The following is a 17,784-nucleotide window of genomic DNA, read 5'->3' on the forward strand; positions in this document are numbered from 1 at the left end:
ACCAGCAGAACCCAAGCGCCGGGTCTTGGCAAGGGTGGGGGTGCAGAATGCTGCGAAAATTTTGACCTATTGATTAAATTTTGAGCTGCCCGAAGGGGCCGCACGCCCCCTTCCGCCCGTCGCCGCCGCCGCTTATCCTGTCGCTATGGCCGATCCCCGATTCATCCACCTGCGCGTGCACACCGAATATTCGCTGCTCGAGGGCGCGATGCCGGTGAAGAAGCTGATCAAGATGTGCGACGCGGCGAAGATCCCCGCCGTCGCCGTCACCGACACCAATGTCATGTTCTCGGCGCTCGAATTCTGCACCACCGCGAAGGAGTACGGGTTGCAGCCGATCATGGGCTGTCAGACCGATGTGACCTTCGAGGAGAGCCGGCCGGGCGAGAAGCCGCGGCTGCCCGCGCCCGTCGTTCTGCTGGCGCAGACCGAGGCGGGCTACATGAACCTGATGAAGCTCTCGACCTGTCTTTACATCGACAAGAACGGGATGCTGCCGCAGGTGTCGCTGGGCGATCTGCAGGCGCATTCCGAGGGGATCATCTGCCTGACCGGCGGCGCCGAAGGGCCGGTGGGCAAGCTCATCCAGTCCGGACAGCTGCCGAAGGCGCGCGACTTCCTCGAACGGCTCGCCGCGATCTATCCCGACCGGCTCTATGTCGAGCTGCAGCGCCATCCGGGCGAGGGCGGGCGGCTGATGGAGGGCGAGCGGGCGACCGAGCGGCCCTTCCTCGAGATGGCCTACGAGATGGGGCTGCCGATCGTCGCGACGAACGAGGTGTTCTTCCCGAAGACCGAGATGTTCGAGGCGCATGACGCGATGCTGTGCATCGCCGAGGGCACCTATGTTGACCAGATCGAGCCGCGCCGGCGCCTGACGCCGCAGCATTACTTCAAGTCCGAGGCGGAGATGGTCGCGCTGTTCGCCGACCTGCCCGAGGCTGTGGAGAACACCGTCGAGATCGCGAAACGCTGTGCCTTTGCCGTCTACAAGCGCCCGCCGCTGCTGCCGAAATTCGCCGATAACGAGGTCGAGGAGCTGCGCCGCCAGGCCTGGGAAGGGCTGAAGAACCGGCTTGCGGTGATCCCGCATGCCTGCCCGGTCGAGGAATACGAGGAGCGGCTGAAATTCGAGCTCGGCATCATCGAGCAGATGGGCTTCCCCGGCTACTTCCTGATCGTGGCCGACTTCATCAAATGGGGCAAGGCGCATGACATCCCGGTGGGGCCGGGGCGTGGCTCGGGTGCGGGCTCGCTTGTCGCCTATGCGCTGACGATCACCGACCTCGACCCGATGCGCTATGCGCTGCTGTTCGAACGCTTCCTGAACCCGGAACGCGTCTCGATGCCCGACTTCGACGTCGACTTCTGCATGGATCGCCGCGAAGAGGTGATCAGATACGTGCAGCAGAAATACGGGCGCAACAAGGTGGGCCAGATCGCCGCCTTCGGTGCGCTGCTGTCGAAGGCCGCGGTGCGCGACGTCGGGCGCGTGCTGCAGATGTCCTATGGCCAGGTCGACAAGCTGTCGAAGATGATCCCGGTCGAGGGCGTGAAGCCGGTCTCGATCGAGAAGGCGCTGGCCGACGAGCCGCGCCTGCGCGAGGCGGCGAAGGAAGAGGTCGTCGGCCGCCTTCTGAACTATGCCCAGCAGATCGAGGGGCTGTTGCGCAACGCCTCGACCCACGCCGCGGGTGTGGTGATCGGCGACCGGCCGCTCGACGAGCTGGTGCCGCTGTACCAGGATCCGCGCTCGGACATGCCGGCCAGCCAGTTCAACATGAAATGGGTGGAAAAGGCCGGTCTGGTGAAGTTCGACTTCCTCGGGCTGAAGACGCTCACCGTGATCCAGAACGCGGTGAATCTGATCCGCAAGTCGGGCCGGCCGCTGCATGTCGATGCCGCGGGCAACACGCTTTACGAGCCCGCCGAGGGGGCCGAGAACCAGATCAACGCGATCCCGATCGACGACGCGAAGACCTATGATCTTTACGCCCGCGCCCATACCGTCGCCGTGTTCCAGGTGGAATCGACGGGGATGATGGACGCGCTGCGGCGCATGAAACCCACCTGCATCGAGGATATCGTGGCGCTCGTGGCGCTCTATCGTCCGGGCCCGATGGAGAACATCCCGGTCTATTGCGAGGTCAAGCACGGGCTGCGGCCGCTCGAATCGCTGCATCCGACGATCGACCCGATCCTGAAGGAAACGCAGGGCATCATCGTCTATCAGGAACAGGTGATGCAGATCGCCCAGGTGATGGCGGGCTATTCGCTGGGTGGCGCCGACCTTTTGCGCCGCGCCATGGGCAAGAAGATCGCCGAGGAGATGGCGAAGGAGCGTCCGAAGTTCATCGAGGGTGCGAAGAAGACTCACAACATCGACGCGAAGAAGGCCGGCGAGGTCTTCGACCTGCTCGAGAAATTCGCGAACTACGGCTTCAACAAGTCGCACGCCGCGGCCTATGCGCTGGTCTCCTATCAGACCGCCTGGCTGAAGGCGAACCACCCGGTCGAGTTCATGGCCGGCGTGATGAACTGCGATATCCATCTGACCGACAAGCTCTCGACCTACATGGGCGAGGTGCGGCGCGCCCTTGGCATCACCGTGGTGCCGCCCTGCGTGAACCGCTCGCTCGCCACCTTCGACGTGGTGAACCAGCAGCTTGTCTATGCGCTCGGCGCGCTGAAGAACGTCGGTGTCGAGGCGATGAAGCTGATCGTCGAGGCGCGTGACGATGCGCCGTTCCGCGACCTGTTCGACTTCGCCCGGCGCTGCGACATGAAGCGGATCGGCAAGCGGCCGCTCGAGATGCTGGCCCGCGCCGGTGCCTTCGACCAGCTCGACCCGAACCGGCGGCGGGTGTTCGAAAGCCTCGAGGGGCTCATGGCCTGGTCGGCCGCGGTGGCCGAGGCCAAGGCCTCGGCGCAGGTGTCGCTCTTTGGCGATGCGGGCGACGACCTGCCGCCGCCGCGGATCGCCGATGTCGACGACTGGCTGCCCTCCGAGCGGCTGGCGGAAGAGCACAAGGCCATCGGTTTCTATCTGTCGGGCCACCCGCTTGACGACTATCTGCCTGCACTGAAACGCAAAAACGTGATGACCCTGGCCGAGATCGCGGCCAAGGCGCAAGGCGGGCCGTTCATCGGCAAGATCGCGGGGCAGGTTGCCGTGCGGCAGGAGCGCAAGTCGGCGAAGGGCAACCGTTTCGCCTTCGTCTCGATGTCGGACCCGACCGGCCCCTTCGAGGTGACGGTGTTTTCCGACACGCTCGAGGCCACGCGGCAATACCTCGAACCCGGGCAGGCGGTGGTGCTGACGGTCAAGGTCGATGTCGAGGGCGAGACGGTGAAGATGCTCGCGCAGGGCGCGCAGCCGATCGACCAGGTCACCGCCGATGCCGGCAGCACCGGGCTGATGATCCATGTCGAGACGCCCGAGGCGGTGGGCTCGATCGCGTCGCTGCTCGAGCGGATCGGCGGCGAGGGCAAGGTCCGCTCGCGCGGGCCGGTGCATTTCACCGTCTACGACAGCGAGCGCAATTGCCGCTATGAGCTGTGCGCGGGCAAGGAATTCCCGGTGAACCCGAAGGTGAAGGGCGCGATCCGCTCGCTGCGCGGCGTGGCGCTGGTCGAGGAGATTTGAGCCCGGTGCGGGCCGGGCCCGGGGCCCGGCCGGCCGTGCATCAGTAATGCGGCGGCTTCTGGTCGGCGAGCGGGATCTGCCCGCCGTCCGAAAATTCGCGCTCGGCCTCGCGCTCCATCAGCATCCCGAGACCGCGCGACAGACGCGCAATCTCGCGCTCCTGCCGGGCGACGACGTCGCTCAGCTCATCCACCGTCTTCACGAGAAACGCCATCTGTTCCTCGAGCCGCTCGATCCGGTCCGTCATTTTCCCTCCGGCGCTTGCCGCGCGGCAGCCCATCCGCTACACCCTCGCCCGAGAAACGATCGGGTGCAAGACCATGTCCAGCGAGAAGAAACCGCGCCGTCCGCGCGCGGAAACGCCGAAGGGGTTTCGCGACTATTTCGGCTCGGAAGTGACCGAGCGGACCGAAATGCTCGCCACCATCGCGGACGTCTATCGCGCGCATGGCTTCGACCCGCTGGAAACCTCGGCGGTCGAGACGGTCGAGGCACTGGGCAAGTTCCTGCCCGATGTCGACCGGCCGAACGAGGGCGTTTTCGCCTGGCAGGATGAGGGCGGCGACTGGCTGGCGCTGCGCTATGACATGACGGCGCCGCTCGCCCGCGTCGCGGCGCAGTTCCGCAACGACCTGCCCAGCCCCTACCGGCGCTATACGATGGGCCCGGTCTGGCGCAACGAAAAGCCCGGCCCCGGCCGCTTCCGCCAGTTCTATCAATGCGACGCCGACACCGTGGGCGCGCCCTCGGTCGCGGCCGATGCCGAGATCTGCGGCATGCTGGCCGACGCGCTGGAGGCGGTGGGCATTCCGCGCGGCGACTATGTGGTGCGGGTGAACAACCGCAAGGTGCTGAACGGGGTGATGGAAGTGGCGGGCGTGCTCGACCCCACCGACCCCGAGAAATTCGCCGAGGAACGCGGCATCGTGCTGCGCGCGATCGACAAGTTCGACAAGTTCGGCGAGACGGGCGTGCGCGCGCTGATCGGCAAGGGGCGGCTTGACGAGTCGGGCGACTTCACCAAGGGCGCCGGGCTGACCGACGCACAGGCCGACGTGGTGATGGGCTTCATGGAGGCCAAGCGCGACACCGGCGCCGCCACCGTCGCGCGGCTGCGCGAGCTGGTCGCGGGCTCGGCCCTTGGCGCCGAGGGGGTGGACGAGCTTGAACTGATCGCCGCGCTCCTCGACGGGCAGGGCTATGGCCCGGACCGCATCGTCATCGACCCCTCGGTGGTGCGCGGGCTTGGCTATTACACCGGCCCGGTGTTCGAGGCCGAACTGACCTTCGAGATCCTCGACGAGAAGGGGCGCAAGCGCTCCTTCGGGTCGGTTGCGGGCGGCGGGCGTTATGACGACCTCGTCAAGCGCTTCACCGGCCAGACCGTGCCGGCGACCGGCGTCTCGATCGGTGTCGACCGGCTGCTGGCCGCACTGCGCGCCAAGGGGCGGATCGGCGGCACGGCGCAGGGCCCCGTCGTCGTGACGGTGATGGACCGCAACCGGATGGGCGATTACCTCGCCATGGCCTCCGAGCTGCGCCGCGCCGGACTGCGCGCCGAGGTCTATCTGGGCAATCCGAAGAACTTCGGCAATCAGCTCAAATACGCCGACAAGCGCGAGAGCCCGGTCGCGGTCATCCAGGGCACCGACGAGGCCGCCCGCGGCGTCGTGCAGATCAAGGACCTGGTGCTCGGCGCGAAGATCGCCGCCTCGGCCAGCCTCGAGGAGTGGAAGAACCAGCCCGCGCAGGTCGAAGTGCCGCGCGACGAGATGGTCGCCACGGTGAAACGCATGCTGGGGCTGGGCCTGTGATGGCGTCGAAACCCCGTTCCAGCGAGATCGGCGAGCGCCTTCTGGGCGCCTTCCTGCGTGCCGGCGCCGCCGAGGTCACGCCCGACATCCTGCAGCCGGCCGAGACCCTGCTCGACCTTTACGGCGAGGATATCCGCGCCCGCGCCTATGTCACCTCGGACCCGCTGCGCGGCGAGATGATGCTGCGCCCCGACTTCACCGTGCCGGTGGTCGAGGCGCACATGGCGGGCGGCGCCGAGCCTGCGCGCTATTGCTACATGGGCGAGGTCTTCCGCCGTCAGGATCACCGCGGCGCGGCGCGGGCGAACGAATACCTGCAGGCGGGCTACGAGGTCTTCGACCGCGAGGACCCCGAGGCCGCCGATGCCGAGGTCTTCGCGCTCTTCGCCCGGCTGCTGGCGCATCTGCGGCTGACCAGCACGATCGGCGACATCGGCATCCTGCGCGCCGCGGTCGAGGGCATCGACACCATCGCGCCGCGCAAGGCGGCGCTCGCGCGTCACATCTGGCGGCCGCGCCGCTTCCACGGCCTGCTGCAGCGCTATGCGGGGATCACCCCGGTGCCGGGCGGGCGGGCCGCGCTGCTGTCCGCCGGGGCGCCCGAGGGTGCGCCCTGGATCGGGCTGCGCAGCCCCGAGGAGATGGCGGCGCGTATCGCCGTGCTGCGCGCCGATGCCGCCGCCGCGCCGATCCCGACCGAGGTCGTCGCGCAGCTCGACGCACTTTTCGCGCTGAGCTGCCCGGCCGAGGAGGCCCCCGCGCGGCTGTCGGCGCTTGGCATCGCCGCGCTGCCGCCGGCGATCGCCCGGCTCGAGCGGCGCCTTGCTGCCATGGCCGCGCGCGGCATCGACACCTCGGCGCTGCGCTTCGAGGCGAGCCACGGCCGCACCACGATGGAATATTACGACGGCTTCGTCTTCACCTTCACTGCCGCCGATCCGGCGCTGCCGCCGGTGGCCTCGGGCGGGCGCTATGATGCGCTGACCCGGTTCCTCGGGCAGGGGCGCGAGATTCCGGCCGTGGGCGGGGTGATCCGCCCGGGGCTGGTGGCCGATCTGGAGGCGCAGGCATGAGCGCGATCAAGCTGGGCGTGCCCTCGAAGGGGCGGCTGATGGAGAAGACCTTCGACTGGTTTGCCGAGCGGGGCATCCGCCTGCGCCGCACCGGGTCGGAGCGCGAATATGCGGGCGCCGTCGATGGCGTCGAGAAAGTCGAACTGGTGCTGCTCTCGGCGGGCGAGATCCCGCGCGAGCTGGCCGCCGGGCGCATCCATCTGGGGGTGACGGGGTCCGATCTCGTGCGCGACAAGCTCGCCGATTGGCCGACGCTGGTCGAGGAGCTGGCGCCGATGGGCTTCGGCCATGCCGATCTGATCATCGCGGTGCCGGCCTGCTGGGCCGATGTCGACACGCTTGAGGATCTGGACGCCGCCGCGCATGCCTTCCGCGCGGCGCATGGCCACCGGCTGCGGATCGCGACGAAGTATCACCGGCTGGTGCGCGAGTTCCTGACCCGCGAGGGGATTGCCGACTGGCAGCTTGTCGACAGTCAGGGCGCGACCGAGGGCACGGTGAAGAACCTGACCGCGGAGGCGATCGCCGACATCACCTCGTCGGGCGAGACGCTGCGGGCGAACCATCTCAAGATCCTGTCGGACGGGCTCATTCACAGTTCGCAGGCGACGCTCTTCGCCTCGCGCATGGCCGACTGGGCGGGGCTCGAGGCGCCGCGCGCGGCGCTGATCGCGCAGCTCGGGGTCTGAGCGGCAGGCTGCACGGAAAGACATGACGAAACGGCCGGGCATCGTCCCGGTCGTTTTCGTATGGGGGCAATGCAGCGACGGGGAGGGGAGAAAAACACGGAGAAGGCGCGGGTGGAGCGCGTCTCGGTTTCGATGTCTTGGGGAAGAAGTGGCAGCCCGTAGGGCTGTCATGCGGGGGTAAATGTAGAACATACCGTTTCCGTTATTCATATAAATCAATCACTTACAGATTCTGCCGGGGCGCTGGATCAAGATGTAGTTGTGGGTTAGTTTGGGGGCCAGTTTTCCGGCAGAGGCATTCCATGGGTACGTTGAAAGCGTCCGAACTCGACGCCCTCCCTCAGGGCAAGAAGCACCACGACGGCGACGGCCTCTACTTCGACAAGAAGGTGCGCGGCGCTTCATGGATATACAAGTTTACGCTGCACGGACAGGCCCGCGAGATGGGGTTGGGCAAATACCCAGAGATCGGCCTGACCAAGGCGCGTGAACTGGCGGGGAAGGCGCGTGCTTTGCGTGCGGAAGGCAAGGACCCGATCCGGGAGCGTGAAGCAGCCAAGCGGCTGGGCATCACGTTCGAAGAGGCGGCGCGAGAGTACTGGCGGGTGCACTGCCAGAACCGCGCGCGGCCAAACGACTGGATCAGGGGCATGGAGATCAACGTCTTCCCCCACATCGGCAAGAAGGCGGTTGTGAGCCTCTCGCCGCCAGACATCATCAAGTTCATGAAACCCATCTGGGGGCTGGAAAAGACGCGAAAGCTCCGCCAGTGGATCAACGCCGTGATTGGCTTCGTCTCGGCGGATGATCCTCGCGTGGATCGCGAGATCATGAACCGTGTGGCGGGTGCCTTGGGGCCGCAGAACATCACCTATGAGAACCTTGCCGCAATCCAGTGGAATGCCATTCCCGACCTCTGGTGCGCGCTGCCTCCGACGCTGGTCGGCCTCAGCATGAAGATGCTGGTCCTGACTGGGCTTCGGGTTCGACCGGTGATCCTTGCAGATTGGTCAGAGTTCGATTTCACCGAGAACATCTGGGTCGTGCCACCGGGCCGGGTGAAAGGCTGGAAGTACCGCTACCGGGTCCCGCTGACGCGGGCCATGATCGAGACCCTGAACGAAGCAGGACGGCGCTGGGGCAAATCTGGCCTCGTCTTCCCATCAGCGGACTCGAAGTCGGGCCATCTCTCCAACAACGCCCATCGCCTTTGGCTCCATGACCATGAGTGGAAGGATGAGAACGGTGAACTGGCGACGGCGCACGGGCTGCGCAGCGCGGTTCGGACATGGATGCACGACCGAAAGCCGCCAGTGGACTTCAGGCTGTCGGAGCACATCCTGCAGCACATGGGTTCGCTCGGCAGCCAGACGGAGCAAGCCTACCTGCGTTCGGATGCGCTCGATCATCGCCGCGAGGTTCTGGAGGAATGGTCGGAGTTTGTGGTCAGTAAGGAGGTGGATCGGAGAAGGGCGGAGGGCGCGCGTCAGCGGGCATTGGACCGGCTGGACGAGGTCGTGCTGGCGGACGGACGCACGCTCCGCGAGGCAGAGGAATGGGCGCGTCCTGAGGACAAGGACGAGTGGCTGGGTGGTTGAAAAAGGTACGTTGTGCCCACTATGGTGCCACCGTGAGGTGGACCATGGCAAAGATCAAAGCAGATGATGAAAAGCTGAAGGTCCGCACGGTCTCGCTGCCCATGGACCTTTACGAGCGCCTGCAGCCCATCGTGGATGCTGCTGTTGCTGCCGGGGAAAACGAGGCATTCGTGCTGCGGCAGGTTGCTCGCATCTCTCTCCAGCGGCAATGGACGGCGACCTTCCTAGAAGTGCCAGCAGAAGTTACGCGCGAGCGGGATCGCGACCGCGTGACGCCCCGGTTGGCACTCCCGCCAGCCATGGACGAGCAGGTGTTCGCGCTGGCGGAGTATTCCGCATTCAGCCGGTGGTTCACCTTCGCGGTGGAGCAGTTCTTGCGACAGTACCAGAAGGGAGACCCCCATCTGTTCGTCGTCCTGCCGCGCCGCAGTTGAGATTCACTTTTGGATTTCTAACCCATATTTCCAGTACCTACGCGCTCGACCCGCCCCTCCCGGTACCCTCGTCGCGGGTCCCTGTGTGCTATTTTTGCAACGGTATCGGTCAAGGGTCGCGCGGGCGGAGTCGTTGTGAGCCGCCCGCGCGCGCCTTGCTAGGCCATGGCAGGGAACACGTGGCGGATATTGTGCCGCGCCTTCATGTCATCCAGCGCCGCGCGCAAGGCGTGCCCGGCGGAGTCGATTGCCGCCGTGGTGCTGGCAGGTGACCAGATAGACGCGCGGGCAATGGCAAGGCGACGGCGCGCGCTGGCAAGGTCCTGAAGACGTTCCAGACGGGCAAGCTCTTGCGCCTTGTCCATGAGCTGGGCCGTCAGCTTTTCAACGTCCTGTCCTATCGTTGCATGGCGCAAGGCGTCCTTTGCCGCGCGTGCCGCCATGTTGACGCGCGGGCAGGATATGCCGCGCCGTTCCAGCGCCTTCACCTCTTTCAGCATGGCTTGGATGTCACCGATCATGTTCGACTCCTTCTGTTGATCGTGTCACGATACTACACAATGACAGAACGATTCGCTATTTGATTCAATATGATAGCCGGATTCAACGCTAGCCAACGCGCTAGCATTCCAGCCAGCCCGACGGCGCGCGCCGCACGGTCGGACGGCAGGGGTGGAGGCGGGCGATCTCGCCGGGGCGCGCCCAGCCGGGCACCTCGCGGCGAGGGCAAAATCGAAATCGCCGAAAGCGGATTCAAAAAATGAGAACTCATAGAAAAAAACGGACTCCCGTCGAATCAAAAACACTCGCGCGTAGAATCGAAAACGCTCGGGCGTAGAATCAAAAATGAGAGATCGTAGAATCAAAAATTCAGCGAGCGTCAGACCAAATCGACTGAGCGCCAGATCGAGCCTGAGCGGGCATCGAGGTCGAGCGCGGCGAACGCGTGAGCGATGATGCTGACAGGCCGCAAGGGGCAGGTCGGCACAAGCCCGCTAACGCGGGGCACGACCAAGCCATCAAGCCACCCAGCCGCATAGCCGCCGATGCCAGCCTAGCCTTAGGCACAACACTGCGGTCAAAGCGCCAGAGCGCGCCAGACAGCCTCGCTATCATCGACATGGGTCGACACCTGCCTGACGTCCGAGGCGCGCTCCTGAGGGCGTTCCAGCGCGTTCTCGGCGCATGCCTGTGGGCCTGTCTGCCGTAGTGGCATCTGTGTGACGTGGAAAGCCTCATCTTGGCGTGTGGGTGTGTTGCGGTGAGGTGGACTTGCCCGAGGCCCGCCGTTAGGCGGGTTGGGTGGCTGGTGGGCTGGCTGGGCTGTTCTGCGGGTGCGCGGCTGGAGCCGATCCGGGAATGGCATGACCCCGCTGACGCGGGCGGACTGACCATGTGGCTGCGATGGCTAGGCAGGCACGGACCAAGTCGGTGGCGGTGCGCGCGGAGAGGGGGACATTGGTGGTGAGGTGACGAACCGGTGGGACGGTAACGGGCTGTGTGGACAGGCAGGGTGATGGTGTTGGCCCGCGTTAGCGGGCTACCAGATTGTGTGTATGTGGGCCTGCTGACTACATGATAGTGTGTAGTGATCCCGTTGAATGCGGCGAATGCCTAATTCGGCACTAGGGATGGTGGCGATTCGGGGTGAATCTGGCTAGATGTGGGGTGGCTGAAGGTGGCATTTTCTGGGGAATCGAGGGGGCCTATCTCGAATCCGAGGGGGACCCCGGTCGTAATTCTGAGAGGGTCCCTCGATTGGCTGGAAAGAGGGGTGGGGGTCTTCATTTCCTGAGGGTCCCTCGGCCCGGATGTGCTATTTTCCGCAATAGGTCACATGGGATGTGACGAAATGCAGCGGTCGGGCCAATAGAATCAAGCAGTTGAATGCGATGCTGCGATGCAGCAAATTGGGTGCTGAAATCGGCACATCTCGCTCCGGCAAATCGTCACATCTGGTAGCGCGATGGGTCAGGAAGGATGACTTATGTGTCTGGCGAGGGTGTGGGGCCGGTTCGAAAAGCGGGTGGGTCCCCTATGTGTGCGCTTTTGCATAAATTTGACCATTTGGTCAAATAATGGTGCAGCAGCACACAAAGAAGCCGCCCCGAGGGAGGCGGCTGCTGGGAGCGTGAGGTTGGTGGAGGTCGGCTGAGGTTCTGGGAGGTCAGATGAGGCCCGGCACCGGTTCGGTCACGAGGCAAACCTCCTGCCAATCCATGCTGCCATCCTCTTCATTGTGGTTCCATTCCACGATCAGCCTGAAGTCGAGCAGCGCGCCACGCGGGCAAACCTTTCGGACGGCTTGCATGAGGGCGTCGATGGCGCGGTCGACCTTGATCATGACCATGAAGCTGGGACCGTCGTCGAATTGGTCCAGTGGGCGCTCGGCTCCAGTCGTCAGCTTGAAGCCATCTTGCTCCAGAATCTGGCACAGATCGTCACGGAAGCCTTCACTGACCAAAGGGCCGTAGACGCTGACTTCAAGCAGGACGGCGGTATCAGGACGGGACGGGTCTCCGAACGGGGTTGGCATTTCGTGGACGGGCATGTGGGTCTCCTTAGAATCGAATCATCGTGTCATTTTGAATTACGGTAATGCCCGTCCTTAGGAGCTGTCAACGAGGATTCTGCTTGCCTGACAATGTCTTCTGCATCCTGTCATCCTGCGTGGAACAGGTCAGTGACAATGACGAAAACAACGCCCGATTGTCACAGCGGCTTGCCCAAGCCCCCCTTTGGTCGCTACCCATGTCAGCAATACTTGTCAGGGAGTTAGGCGTGAAGCGGTTCATTCTGCAGGCAGTTCAGGACGACGACCATTTGGCACCGGCGCGCGAGGTCTTTCAGCTCGCGAATCTCGACCGGGCGATCATCAGCACAGCGTTCATGAGCGCCTCTGGCTTGTCCCTGTTGCAGGCGGTCCTTGACCCCATTGCAGGCAAGACGAAGATTTTCGTTGGGATCAGGAACGGCATTACAACCGTCCAGTCGATCCAGAAGGCGTTAGAGATCGGCTGCGAGACCTACATGGTCGATACAGGCAGCCGAAACCGTATCTTCCACCCGAAGCTCTACTATTCCCGCAGCCCGGCTGTGGGGAGATTGCTGCTGGGAAGTGCGAACCTGACTATGGGCGGGCTGCGAACGAACATCGAGGCCAGTGTGCTGCAGGAGTTCGACGCCGCCGATGCTGCCAGCGTGGCGTTGATGGATGATCTCGAAGCCAAGCTGGATGCGATGATCGTTGATTTCCCTGAACATGTGATCCGTGCCGTCGACAACGTCCAGCTTGCAGCGCTTCAAGCATCGGGTCGACTTGTCGATGAACGAAAGACCCGTCCACCGGAACCGGCGGGTTCGTCTGCAAATCGCGATCTCGACACGATCCCGAAGATGGTGCTCAAGACGAATCCGATTGCGGTGCCCAAGCCTGCAGCGCCACCGGCAGCGGCTGTCCCGCCTGCTCCTGCTCCGGCGGCACCTGCTCCCGCTGCGCCTGTTGCGGCAGCGCCCGCTCCGCTACCTGCGCCAGTCGAAGAGCGTTGGGAGCAAGTCTGGGAGAGCAAAGGTCTGACACGTCGTCATTTGAACATCCCGGATGGGGATAACACGAACCCGACCGGGTCCATGCTGATGGGTGTCGGTGCATGGGACGGTATCGACCAACGGCACTACTTCCGCGATGAGGTCTTTGCGGCACTTGATTGGGTGGCGGATACCGCCCCGAAAACGTCGCACATCGAAAGGGCGGAAGTGCGCATTCGTCTGATCATCAAAGACGTCGATTATGGGCTTCACACCCTTGAGCTTTCGCACAACACGAAGACCGACACGAAGTCTTATGAACAGCGGAACAGTATGACCCAGTTGCACTGGGGACCTGCTCGTCCGCTGATCGCCCATGAAGACCTACTGGACCGTATCCTCAAACTCTACCGGGCAACCGCAAACCCGAAGCTATTCACCTTGGAGATCGACTGATCCCTCGTCTGGCAGGCGCTGGCGACGGTTTCGCAGCATCGCCCACGCCGCCAGAAGGTCCATCTGCTCGCCCTTCGTCAGACCTGCCAGCACGATCTCAGACTGTGCTTCCAGCGTGTCAGCGACGGACTCTTCCCTGATCTGACGGTCGAGGCTTGAGATGTCCGTGGTCAGGTTCTCCGGCGACGGAACCAACAGCTTTTCGATCTCGGATGGCACCAGTTCCAGAACGCCTCCACCGTAGTGACGGCCTTCCAGTTCTGCACTGAGAGCGGTCAGGCTGTTGATGAAGCCATAGACAAGCTGGGCGGCTGTTCCACGCTTGGCGCGGATGCGGTAGGCGGTGTCAGTCGTGTATGCGCTTGCCGTGTTCAGGATGAGGCGCGGGGTGTCGTGGCTGCGCTTGAGCATGCCGACCTCGGTCGAATAGACCGATGGCACCGAGTACCATGGCTTGCGGATGCGGCACTTGTACCGGGTATGCAGGCCTTCATCTTCCCCGAGAGAGATGTAGCGACGGGCCTTGCGATCCGCTTCCACGCTGTCGTCCTTGAACCACAGGAAGTTGGTCGGCTTGCCCGTGGCGGCGTTCCGAGCGTGCTGGGCATCATCATAGATAACGCCGGGGCAGTGGTCGCTGCGCCCAAACATCGGGTGTGCCCATTCGGACAGGCCGTGTTTCTCGACAACGTCATCGGTCACAAGAAAGAAGCTGTTCGCTCCGGTGACGATCCCGACGTCCACGGTCGCGACATCCTTAAAGCGATGGAAGTCCTTGCGGCTCTCGATCTCATCAAGGATCGCCAGCGTGTTGGTCGCCACCAGCGCGCGGGTCCACTTCCCCACCACGGTCTTGCCATTGATCGCGCGAGGGGCGTTGAAGATGTCCTCGGGGTCCTGCCGCAGGAAATCCCTGCCAGTGACTCTGTGGATGCCAAGGCCTTCGCCATGTGCCTTCGCAGTGGCCTTCTTCTCTGCCATCAACAGGACAGCGCCCTGCAGGGTTCCTTCGAACCAGATTTCTTGCGGGTCCACGATAACGATGCGGCGGCACTGTTGCCCGAGGAAGGTCCTCAGCGACTGGGCGTGCATCACGTGGACGATCTCAGAGGGAACGACCATTGCCAGCCTGCCGCCCGGACGGAGCAGCGAGATGGCAGAAAGGATGAAAGGGACCCACGCGTTCGTGTGCTTAGTGAACTTGCAGTCCAGGCGCGCAAAGACCTTCTCGGCGTTAGCCTGAAATTCGGAAGGCAGGTACTGGTAGCGGATGAACGGGGGATTGCCGAGGACGGCGTCGAACTGCCCATCTTTCGCGCTGACCGCCCAGCCGAGGAAGTCGCGGTTGTGGATGGTGCAGTTGGGCAGCCCGCGCCCTGCGGCTTTGGCGGCTTCTTCGTGCGAAAGCTCGAAAGCGGTGACGGTCGCGCCGGTTCCCATCAAGGCCTCGAAGAACGCCCCATCGCCACAGCTCGGTTCCAGCACCTTGGTCCCGGTTGTCGGTTTCACCCAGCGGGTCAGAAAATGCGCAAGGTCAGCCGGGGTGTAGTACCCACCGCGCAGCTTCTGCTCTGACTCGAACTGGATGAAATTCATGATGCTCCCTGACGCCGGGCGTTTGTTCTCTTTGCGTTCTCCACATTAAGGCGTGATGAACGGGACGTGCCCCTGTTGACGTCTTACCCGCGACCGTCAGCGGTTGGCAACATTGATTGTGGATTCCGGGCACCTATCCACAGGATATGGGGCGGGCGGCGAGATCGCTTCGGGCCGCGATGTGCGGAGCGTAGATCACGAGGTGACCGGTCCTGCCACCACAGGACCGTATTCGTGGGGAGGGGAATACGGTCGGAATACGGTCGGTTAAGCTATTGTAATCATTATGGAAAGTGCCATTTACCGTATTCCGCGCGGTTTTCGGCCCCTCACGGCGTAGGTAAAACACGTGTGTGTGTGGACAGAGAGAATTTTTCCTGTGGTCTGGTATGCCTTTTGGAATACGGTAATACGGTCGAAAGACAGAAAACCCAATAAAATAAGGGGTTTTATGGCCTTTTCGCGACCGTATTAGGACCGTATTCCCACCGTATTCACCGTATTCCACCCCATCAGCGGCCCCTCTCGACAGTAAAATCGCCCCTCGACCGGTCGGTCGCCCCTCGGAAACGCAAAAGCCCCGCTGACGCGGGGCCTCGGCAAGATAGCAAATCAGAAAGTCAGCAGACAGCAGCTCAATCACCGACTGAACGGGTTCGCCACAGGTGCAGCCGTCTCAGCGGCACGCAGCAGGGCGCTCTGCTGCCTCGCCTGCCCGGTACGACCGCGACGTTCTCCGGTGGGCGTGGGCCGCGTCAGCGGCACGACATTCTCTGCCGCCATGACAGGCTCGTGCGCCGGAACCGCATCCGCGACCCGGTCGATGACCTGTTCGAGATACCAAGGGTAGCCGCCGTTGCCCCGCTTGCTGTACCGGGTCACCTTCACAGTCCGACCATCCCCGAGCTTGAAGAGGCGATCCTGCATGCCAGACAGTGCACTGCCGAACGACTTGCTGGCGTAGTCGAACTGCCCGCCATCACGAACCCGACCAACGTCCAGAAGGATTTCGTTCTCACAGGCAAGGTCAGTCAAGGCATGGACTTCAAGACGCCCTTTCTCTCCCAACCCGTGCTTTTCCACCCACGTGTCGAACAGGGAAACCCAGCCATCCTCCTGTTCATCACCTGCCACCGTCGCCAGCTTGTCCCGGTTCGACTGCCAGCTCGTCCAATGCGGCGAGGCAGCTTCCAGAATTCCGCCGATCACATGGCGATACCGCTCAAAGCGACCGATGATGGGGGCGTGCTTCGGTTTCGGCATGCCCTTCGCGATCCAGTTCTCGACAAGCACCAGAAGCGCGCTGAGGATTTCACCGCGATGTTCCGAAACGTGGGCAGGAAGGGCAGCGTGCTTCCAGCCCGTCCGCTTCTCCGGGTTGGCCGTCTGCGGCACCAGTTCGAGAAGCGTCATGCGCTGGATCAGTTCGTCCGTCATCCGAGGCCGGTTCCCGATCAGCATGAAGGAGGTCGTGACGTTGATCGTGATGTCCTTGCTCTGGCCCAGTTCGCGGTCAACGTACACGCCCTCGGTGAAGAGCGTGGCAAGCGTCGGGGAGTCGATCACCCGAGACGACGGAAGATTATCCCACGCGATCACCGACGCCCCAGAACGCAGCGCGCCGATGATGGACTTGCGCCGCTCTTCCTCACTTGCGGCAAGGGGGCGCATGCCGGTGGTGCCGCTGACGATCACCTGCAGGATCGACGCCAGAAGACCGCCCCCGGCGCGCCGCGCCGTCTTGGAGATCAGGAGCGGCATAACCGGCCCCGAGATCATCGGACGAACAAGCTGCTCAAGCAGAAAGCCCACGGCAGACAAGAACGACGGCGGAACTGCCGTAGTGCCCTTAGCCCAACACTTCTCGCCCTCGCCCCGCAGGACTGCGCGTTCGAGATCAGCACGACTGACGCCGTCCATCTCAAAGTCGCAGAGGATGTCGACGAGAGTTTCGCGCGCCTTCGCCAGATCAGCAGGAGTGAGCGAGCGAGACGGGCGGATGACCTCAAGCCCATCCGGCGGAGCATAGAAGTACCCCGAGGAGTGGTAGCCGGGGATCATGATCAGCTTGCCATCTTCGGAATACATCGGCACCGAGATGACGCCACGCAACTCCGGCACGGGCTTTTCCGGGTGATCGAAAACCTGCTGCACGACATCATCAGGTGCGCTGACATATCGAAAGTGATCGCCTTCACCGGCGCGCTTGCGCCAGTCCGTGATCTCGTTGAGGCGCGACCCGAAGGTCTTCCGGTCGAGTTCGACGATCACCGCGCGCAGCGGATCGCCCTGCCAGCGGATTTCGACCCACTGACCATTTCGCTGGAAAAGGGTAGGCTTACCCGTGGGCCTGTTCCCTGCCTCGATGGCGTGCATCGCGTAGTTGCACTGGGCCTTGAAGTCGTCTTCGTTCACGACGTTCGTATCGTCGCCCTTTGCCAAGGCACGCTTCTCGGCGTCGAGAATGTTCTGCGCGGCGTCACGCACGGACTTCAGATAGGGCATGTCGAGGACGTTCCACCGCGTCTTCATGTTGGTCATGAAGTTGCGCACCGTCACCTCGCCCTCGCCGCTCTTGAGCAGCCCGGCAATCATCAGCGCCAACTCCGCCGTCTGCGGGGCCGACTTCCACTGCTTCTGCATGGTCTCAGAGTACGAAGTGGCGGGGCACTTCTGAATTGCCTCGCGCTGTTCCGGGGTAATCTCGGCCAAAATCTTGCGTCCGCCCGCCGACAGGCGGGTTCCACCATAGATCGTCAGGGCCTTCTTCGTGGCCTTGGGTTCGTCGTCGGTCTTCGTATTCATGCCGACCCCCAGTCAGGGTGGCTCAGGTGATCTTCGTGCATCATTTCTTCCTTCATGCTTGCCATATGGTGGTATTTCATGCTACATTCTTGGGGCATCAGGCCGCGTCAGCGGTACTCCTTCTGCCTTGCCACCCTCGATCCGC

12 protein-coding genes are annotated in these 17,784 nt (G+C 63.5%); 7 read left to right on the forward strand and 5 right to left on the reverse strand.

Annotated elements, in window-relative coordinates; translation table 11 throughout:
• Nucleotides 1–145 precede the first annotated feature (145 nt).
• Nucleotides 146–3,646: a DNA polymerase III subunit alpha gene (dnaE, locus tag EOW65_RS15725; protein ID WP_128151033.1), complete on the forward strand. Its 3,501-nt coding sequence runs from the start codon at nucleotides 146–148 to the stop codon at nucleotides 3,644–3,646.
• Between the two features lie 40 nt (nucleotides 3,647–3,686).
• On the opposite strand, the gene EOW65_RS15730 is transcribed toward dnaE, so the two are convergent.
• On the reverse strand, nucleotides 3,687–3,893 hold the full coding sequence (locus EOW65_RS15730) for a SlyX family protein (RefSeq protein WP_121532571.1): 207 nt from the start codon (nucleotides 3,891–3,893) through the stop codon (nucleotides 3,687–3,689).
• 73 nt (nucleotides 3,894–3,966) lie between these two features.
• Between EOW65_RS15730 and hisS the strand changes: the two genes are divergently transcribed.
• The 5 genes from hisS (at nucleotide 3,967) to EOW65_RS15755 (ending at nucleotide 9,254) form a co-directional block, all read left to right on the forward strand.
• Nucleotides 3,967–5,460 carry a histidine--tRNA ligase gene (gene hisS / locus EOW65_RS15735; RefSeq protein ID WP_128151035.1) on the forward strand — a complete coding sequence of 498 codons (1,494 nt, stop codon included), beginning with the start codon at nucleotides 3,967–3,969 and terminating at the stop codon, nucleotides 5,458–5,460.
• Complete coding sequence (locus EOW65_RS15740) at nucleotides 5,460–6,533, forward strand: ATP phosphoribosyltransferase regulatory subunit (protein WP_128151037.1); 1,074 nt, start codon at nucleotides 5,460–5,462, stop codon at nucleotides 6,531–6,533. Before hisS ends, EOW65_RS15740 begins: the two co-directional genes overlap by 1 nt.
• The gene (hisG, locus tag EOW65_RS15745; protein ID WP_128151039.1) at nucleotides 6,530–7,222 is read left to right on the forward strand and encodes an ATP phosphoribosyltransferase; all 693 of its coding nucleotides are present in this window, start codon (nucleotides 6,530–6,532) and stop codon (nucleotides 7,220–7,222) included. Before EOW65_RS15740 ends, hisG begins: the two co-directional genes overlap by 4 nt.
• A gap of 302 nt (nucleotides 7,223–7,524) precedes the next feature.
• Nucleotides 7,525–8,820, forward strand: a complete 1,296-nt coding sequence (locus EOW65_RS15750) for a tyrosine-type recombinase/integrase (protein ID WP_128151041.1) — start codon at nucleotides 7,525–7,527, stop codon at nucleotides 8,818–8,820.
• A 44-nt stretch (nucleotides 8,821–8,864) separates the two neighbouring features.
• Nucleotides 8,865–9,254 (forward strand): hypothetical protein, encoded by a 390-nt coding sequence (locus tag EOW65_RS15755; RefSeq protein ID WP_128151043.1) that lies wholly within the window; start codon nucleotides 8,865–8,867, stop codon nucleotides 9,252–9,254.
• Nucleotides 9,255–9,412: 158 nt separating this feature from the next.
• On the opposite strand, the gene EOW65_RS15760 is transcribed toward EOW65_RS15755, so the two are convergent.
• A complete protein-coding gene (locus EOW65_RS15760) occupies nucleotides 9,413–9,775 on the reverse strand; it encodes a hypothetical protein (RefSeq protein ID WP_128151045.1) in 363 nt (120 codons plus the stop codon).
• 1,646 nt (nucleotides 9,776–11,421) lie between these two features.
• Nucleotides 11,422–11,805 (reverse strand): hypothetical protein, encoded by a 384-nt coding sequence (locus EOW65_RS15765; RefSeq protein WP_071165590.1) that lies wholly within the window; start codon nucleotides 11,803–11,805, stop codon nucleotides 11,422–11,424.
• A 230-nt stretch (nucleotides 11,806–12,035) separates the two neighbouring features.
• Here EOW65_RS15765 and EOW65_RS15770 point away from each other — a divergent pair, with 230 nt between their 5' ends.
• Nucleotides 12,036–13,238: a phospholipase D family protein gene (locus EOW65_RS15770; protein WP_128151047.1), complete on the forward strand. Its 1,203-nt coding sequence runs from the start codon at nucleotides 12,036–12,038 to the stop codon at nucleotides 13,236–13,238.
• On the opposite strand, the gene EOW65_RS15775 is transcribed toward EOW65_RS15770, so the two are convergent.
• Both EOW65_RS15775 and EOW65_RS15780 read right to left on the reverse strand, forming a co-directional pair.
• The gene (locus EOW65_RS15775) at nucleotides 13,215–14,834 is read right to left on the reverse strand and encodes an N-6 DNA methylase (RefSeq protein WP_128151049.1); all 1,620 of its coding nucleotides are present in this window, start codon (nucleotides 14,832–14,834) and stop codon (nucleotides 13,215–13,217) included. The genes EOW65_RS15770 and EOW65_RS15775 overlap by 24 nt on opposite strands.
• 639 nt (nucleotides 14,835–15,473) lie before the next feature.
• Complete coding sequence (locus EOW65_RS15780; RefSeq protein WP_128151051.1) at nucleotides 15,474–17,639, reverse strand: hypothetical protein; 2,166 nt, start codon at nucleotides 17,637–17,639, stop codon at nucleotides 15,474–15,476.
• Between the last annotated feature and the right edge of the window lie 145 nt (nucleotides 17,640–17,784).

Source organism: Paenirhodobacter ferrireducens, assembly GCF_004022265.1.
Classification (GTDB): Bacteria; Pseudomonadota; Alphaproteobacteria; order Rhodobacterales; family Rhodobacteraceae; genus Rhodobacter; species Rhodobacter ferrireducens.

Coding starts and splice junctions, on each gene's coding strand:
- hisG (WP_128151039.1), top strand. CDS start 6,530: ATGAGCGCGATCAAGCTGGGCGTGCCCTCGAAGGGGCGGCTGATGGAG.
- hisS (WP_128151035.1), top strand. CDS start 3,967: ATGTCCAGCGAGAAGAAACCGCGCCGTCCGCGCGCGGAAACGCCGAAG.
- EOW65_RS15755 (WP_128151043.1), top strand. CDS start 8,865: ATGGCAAAGATCAAAGCAGATGATGAAAAGCTGAAGGTCCGCACGGTC.
- EOW65_RS15750 (WP_128151041.1), top strand. CDS start 7,525: ATGGGTACGTTGAAAGCGTCCGAACTCGACGCCCTCCCTCAGGGCAAG.
- EOW65_RS15760 (WP_128151045.1), bottom strand. CDS start 9,775: ATGATCGGTGACATCCAAGCCATGCTGAAAGAGGTGAAGGCGCTGGAA.
- EOW65_RS15730 (WP_121532571.1), bottom strand. CDS start 3,893: ATGACGGACCGGATCGAGCGGCTCGAGGAACAGATGGCGTTTCTCGTG.
- EOW65_RS15740 (WP_128151037.1), top strand. CDS start 5,460: ATGGCGTCGAAACCCCGTTCCAGCGAGATCGGCGAGCGCCTTCTGGGC.
- EOW65_RS15775 (WP_128151049.1), bottom strand. CDS start 14,834: ATGAATTTCATCCAGTTCGAGTCAGAGCAGAAGCTGCGCGGTGGGTAC.
- EOW65_RS15780 (WP_128151051.1), bottom strand. CDS start 17,639: ATGAATACGAAGACCGACGACGAACCCAAGGCCACGAAGAAGGCCCTG.
- EOW65_RS15765 (WP_071165590.1), bottom strand. CDS start 11,805: ATGCCCGTCCACGAAATGCCAACCCCGTTCGGAGACCCGTCCCGTCCT.
- dnaE (WP_128151033.1), top strand. CDS start 146: ATGGCCGATCCCCGATTCATCCACCTGCGCGTGCACACCGAATATTCG.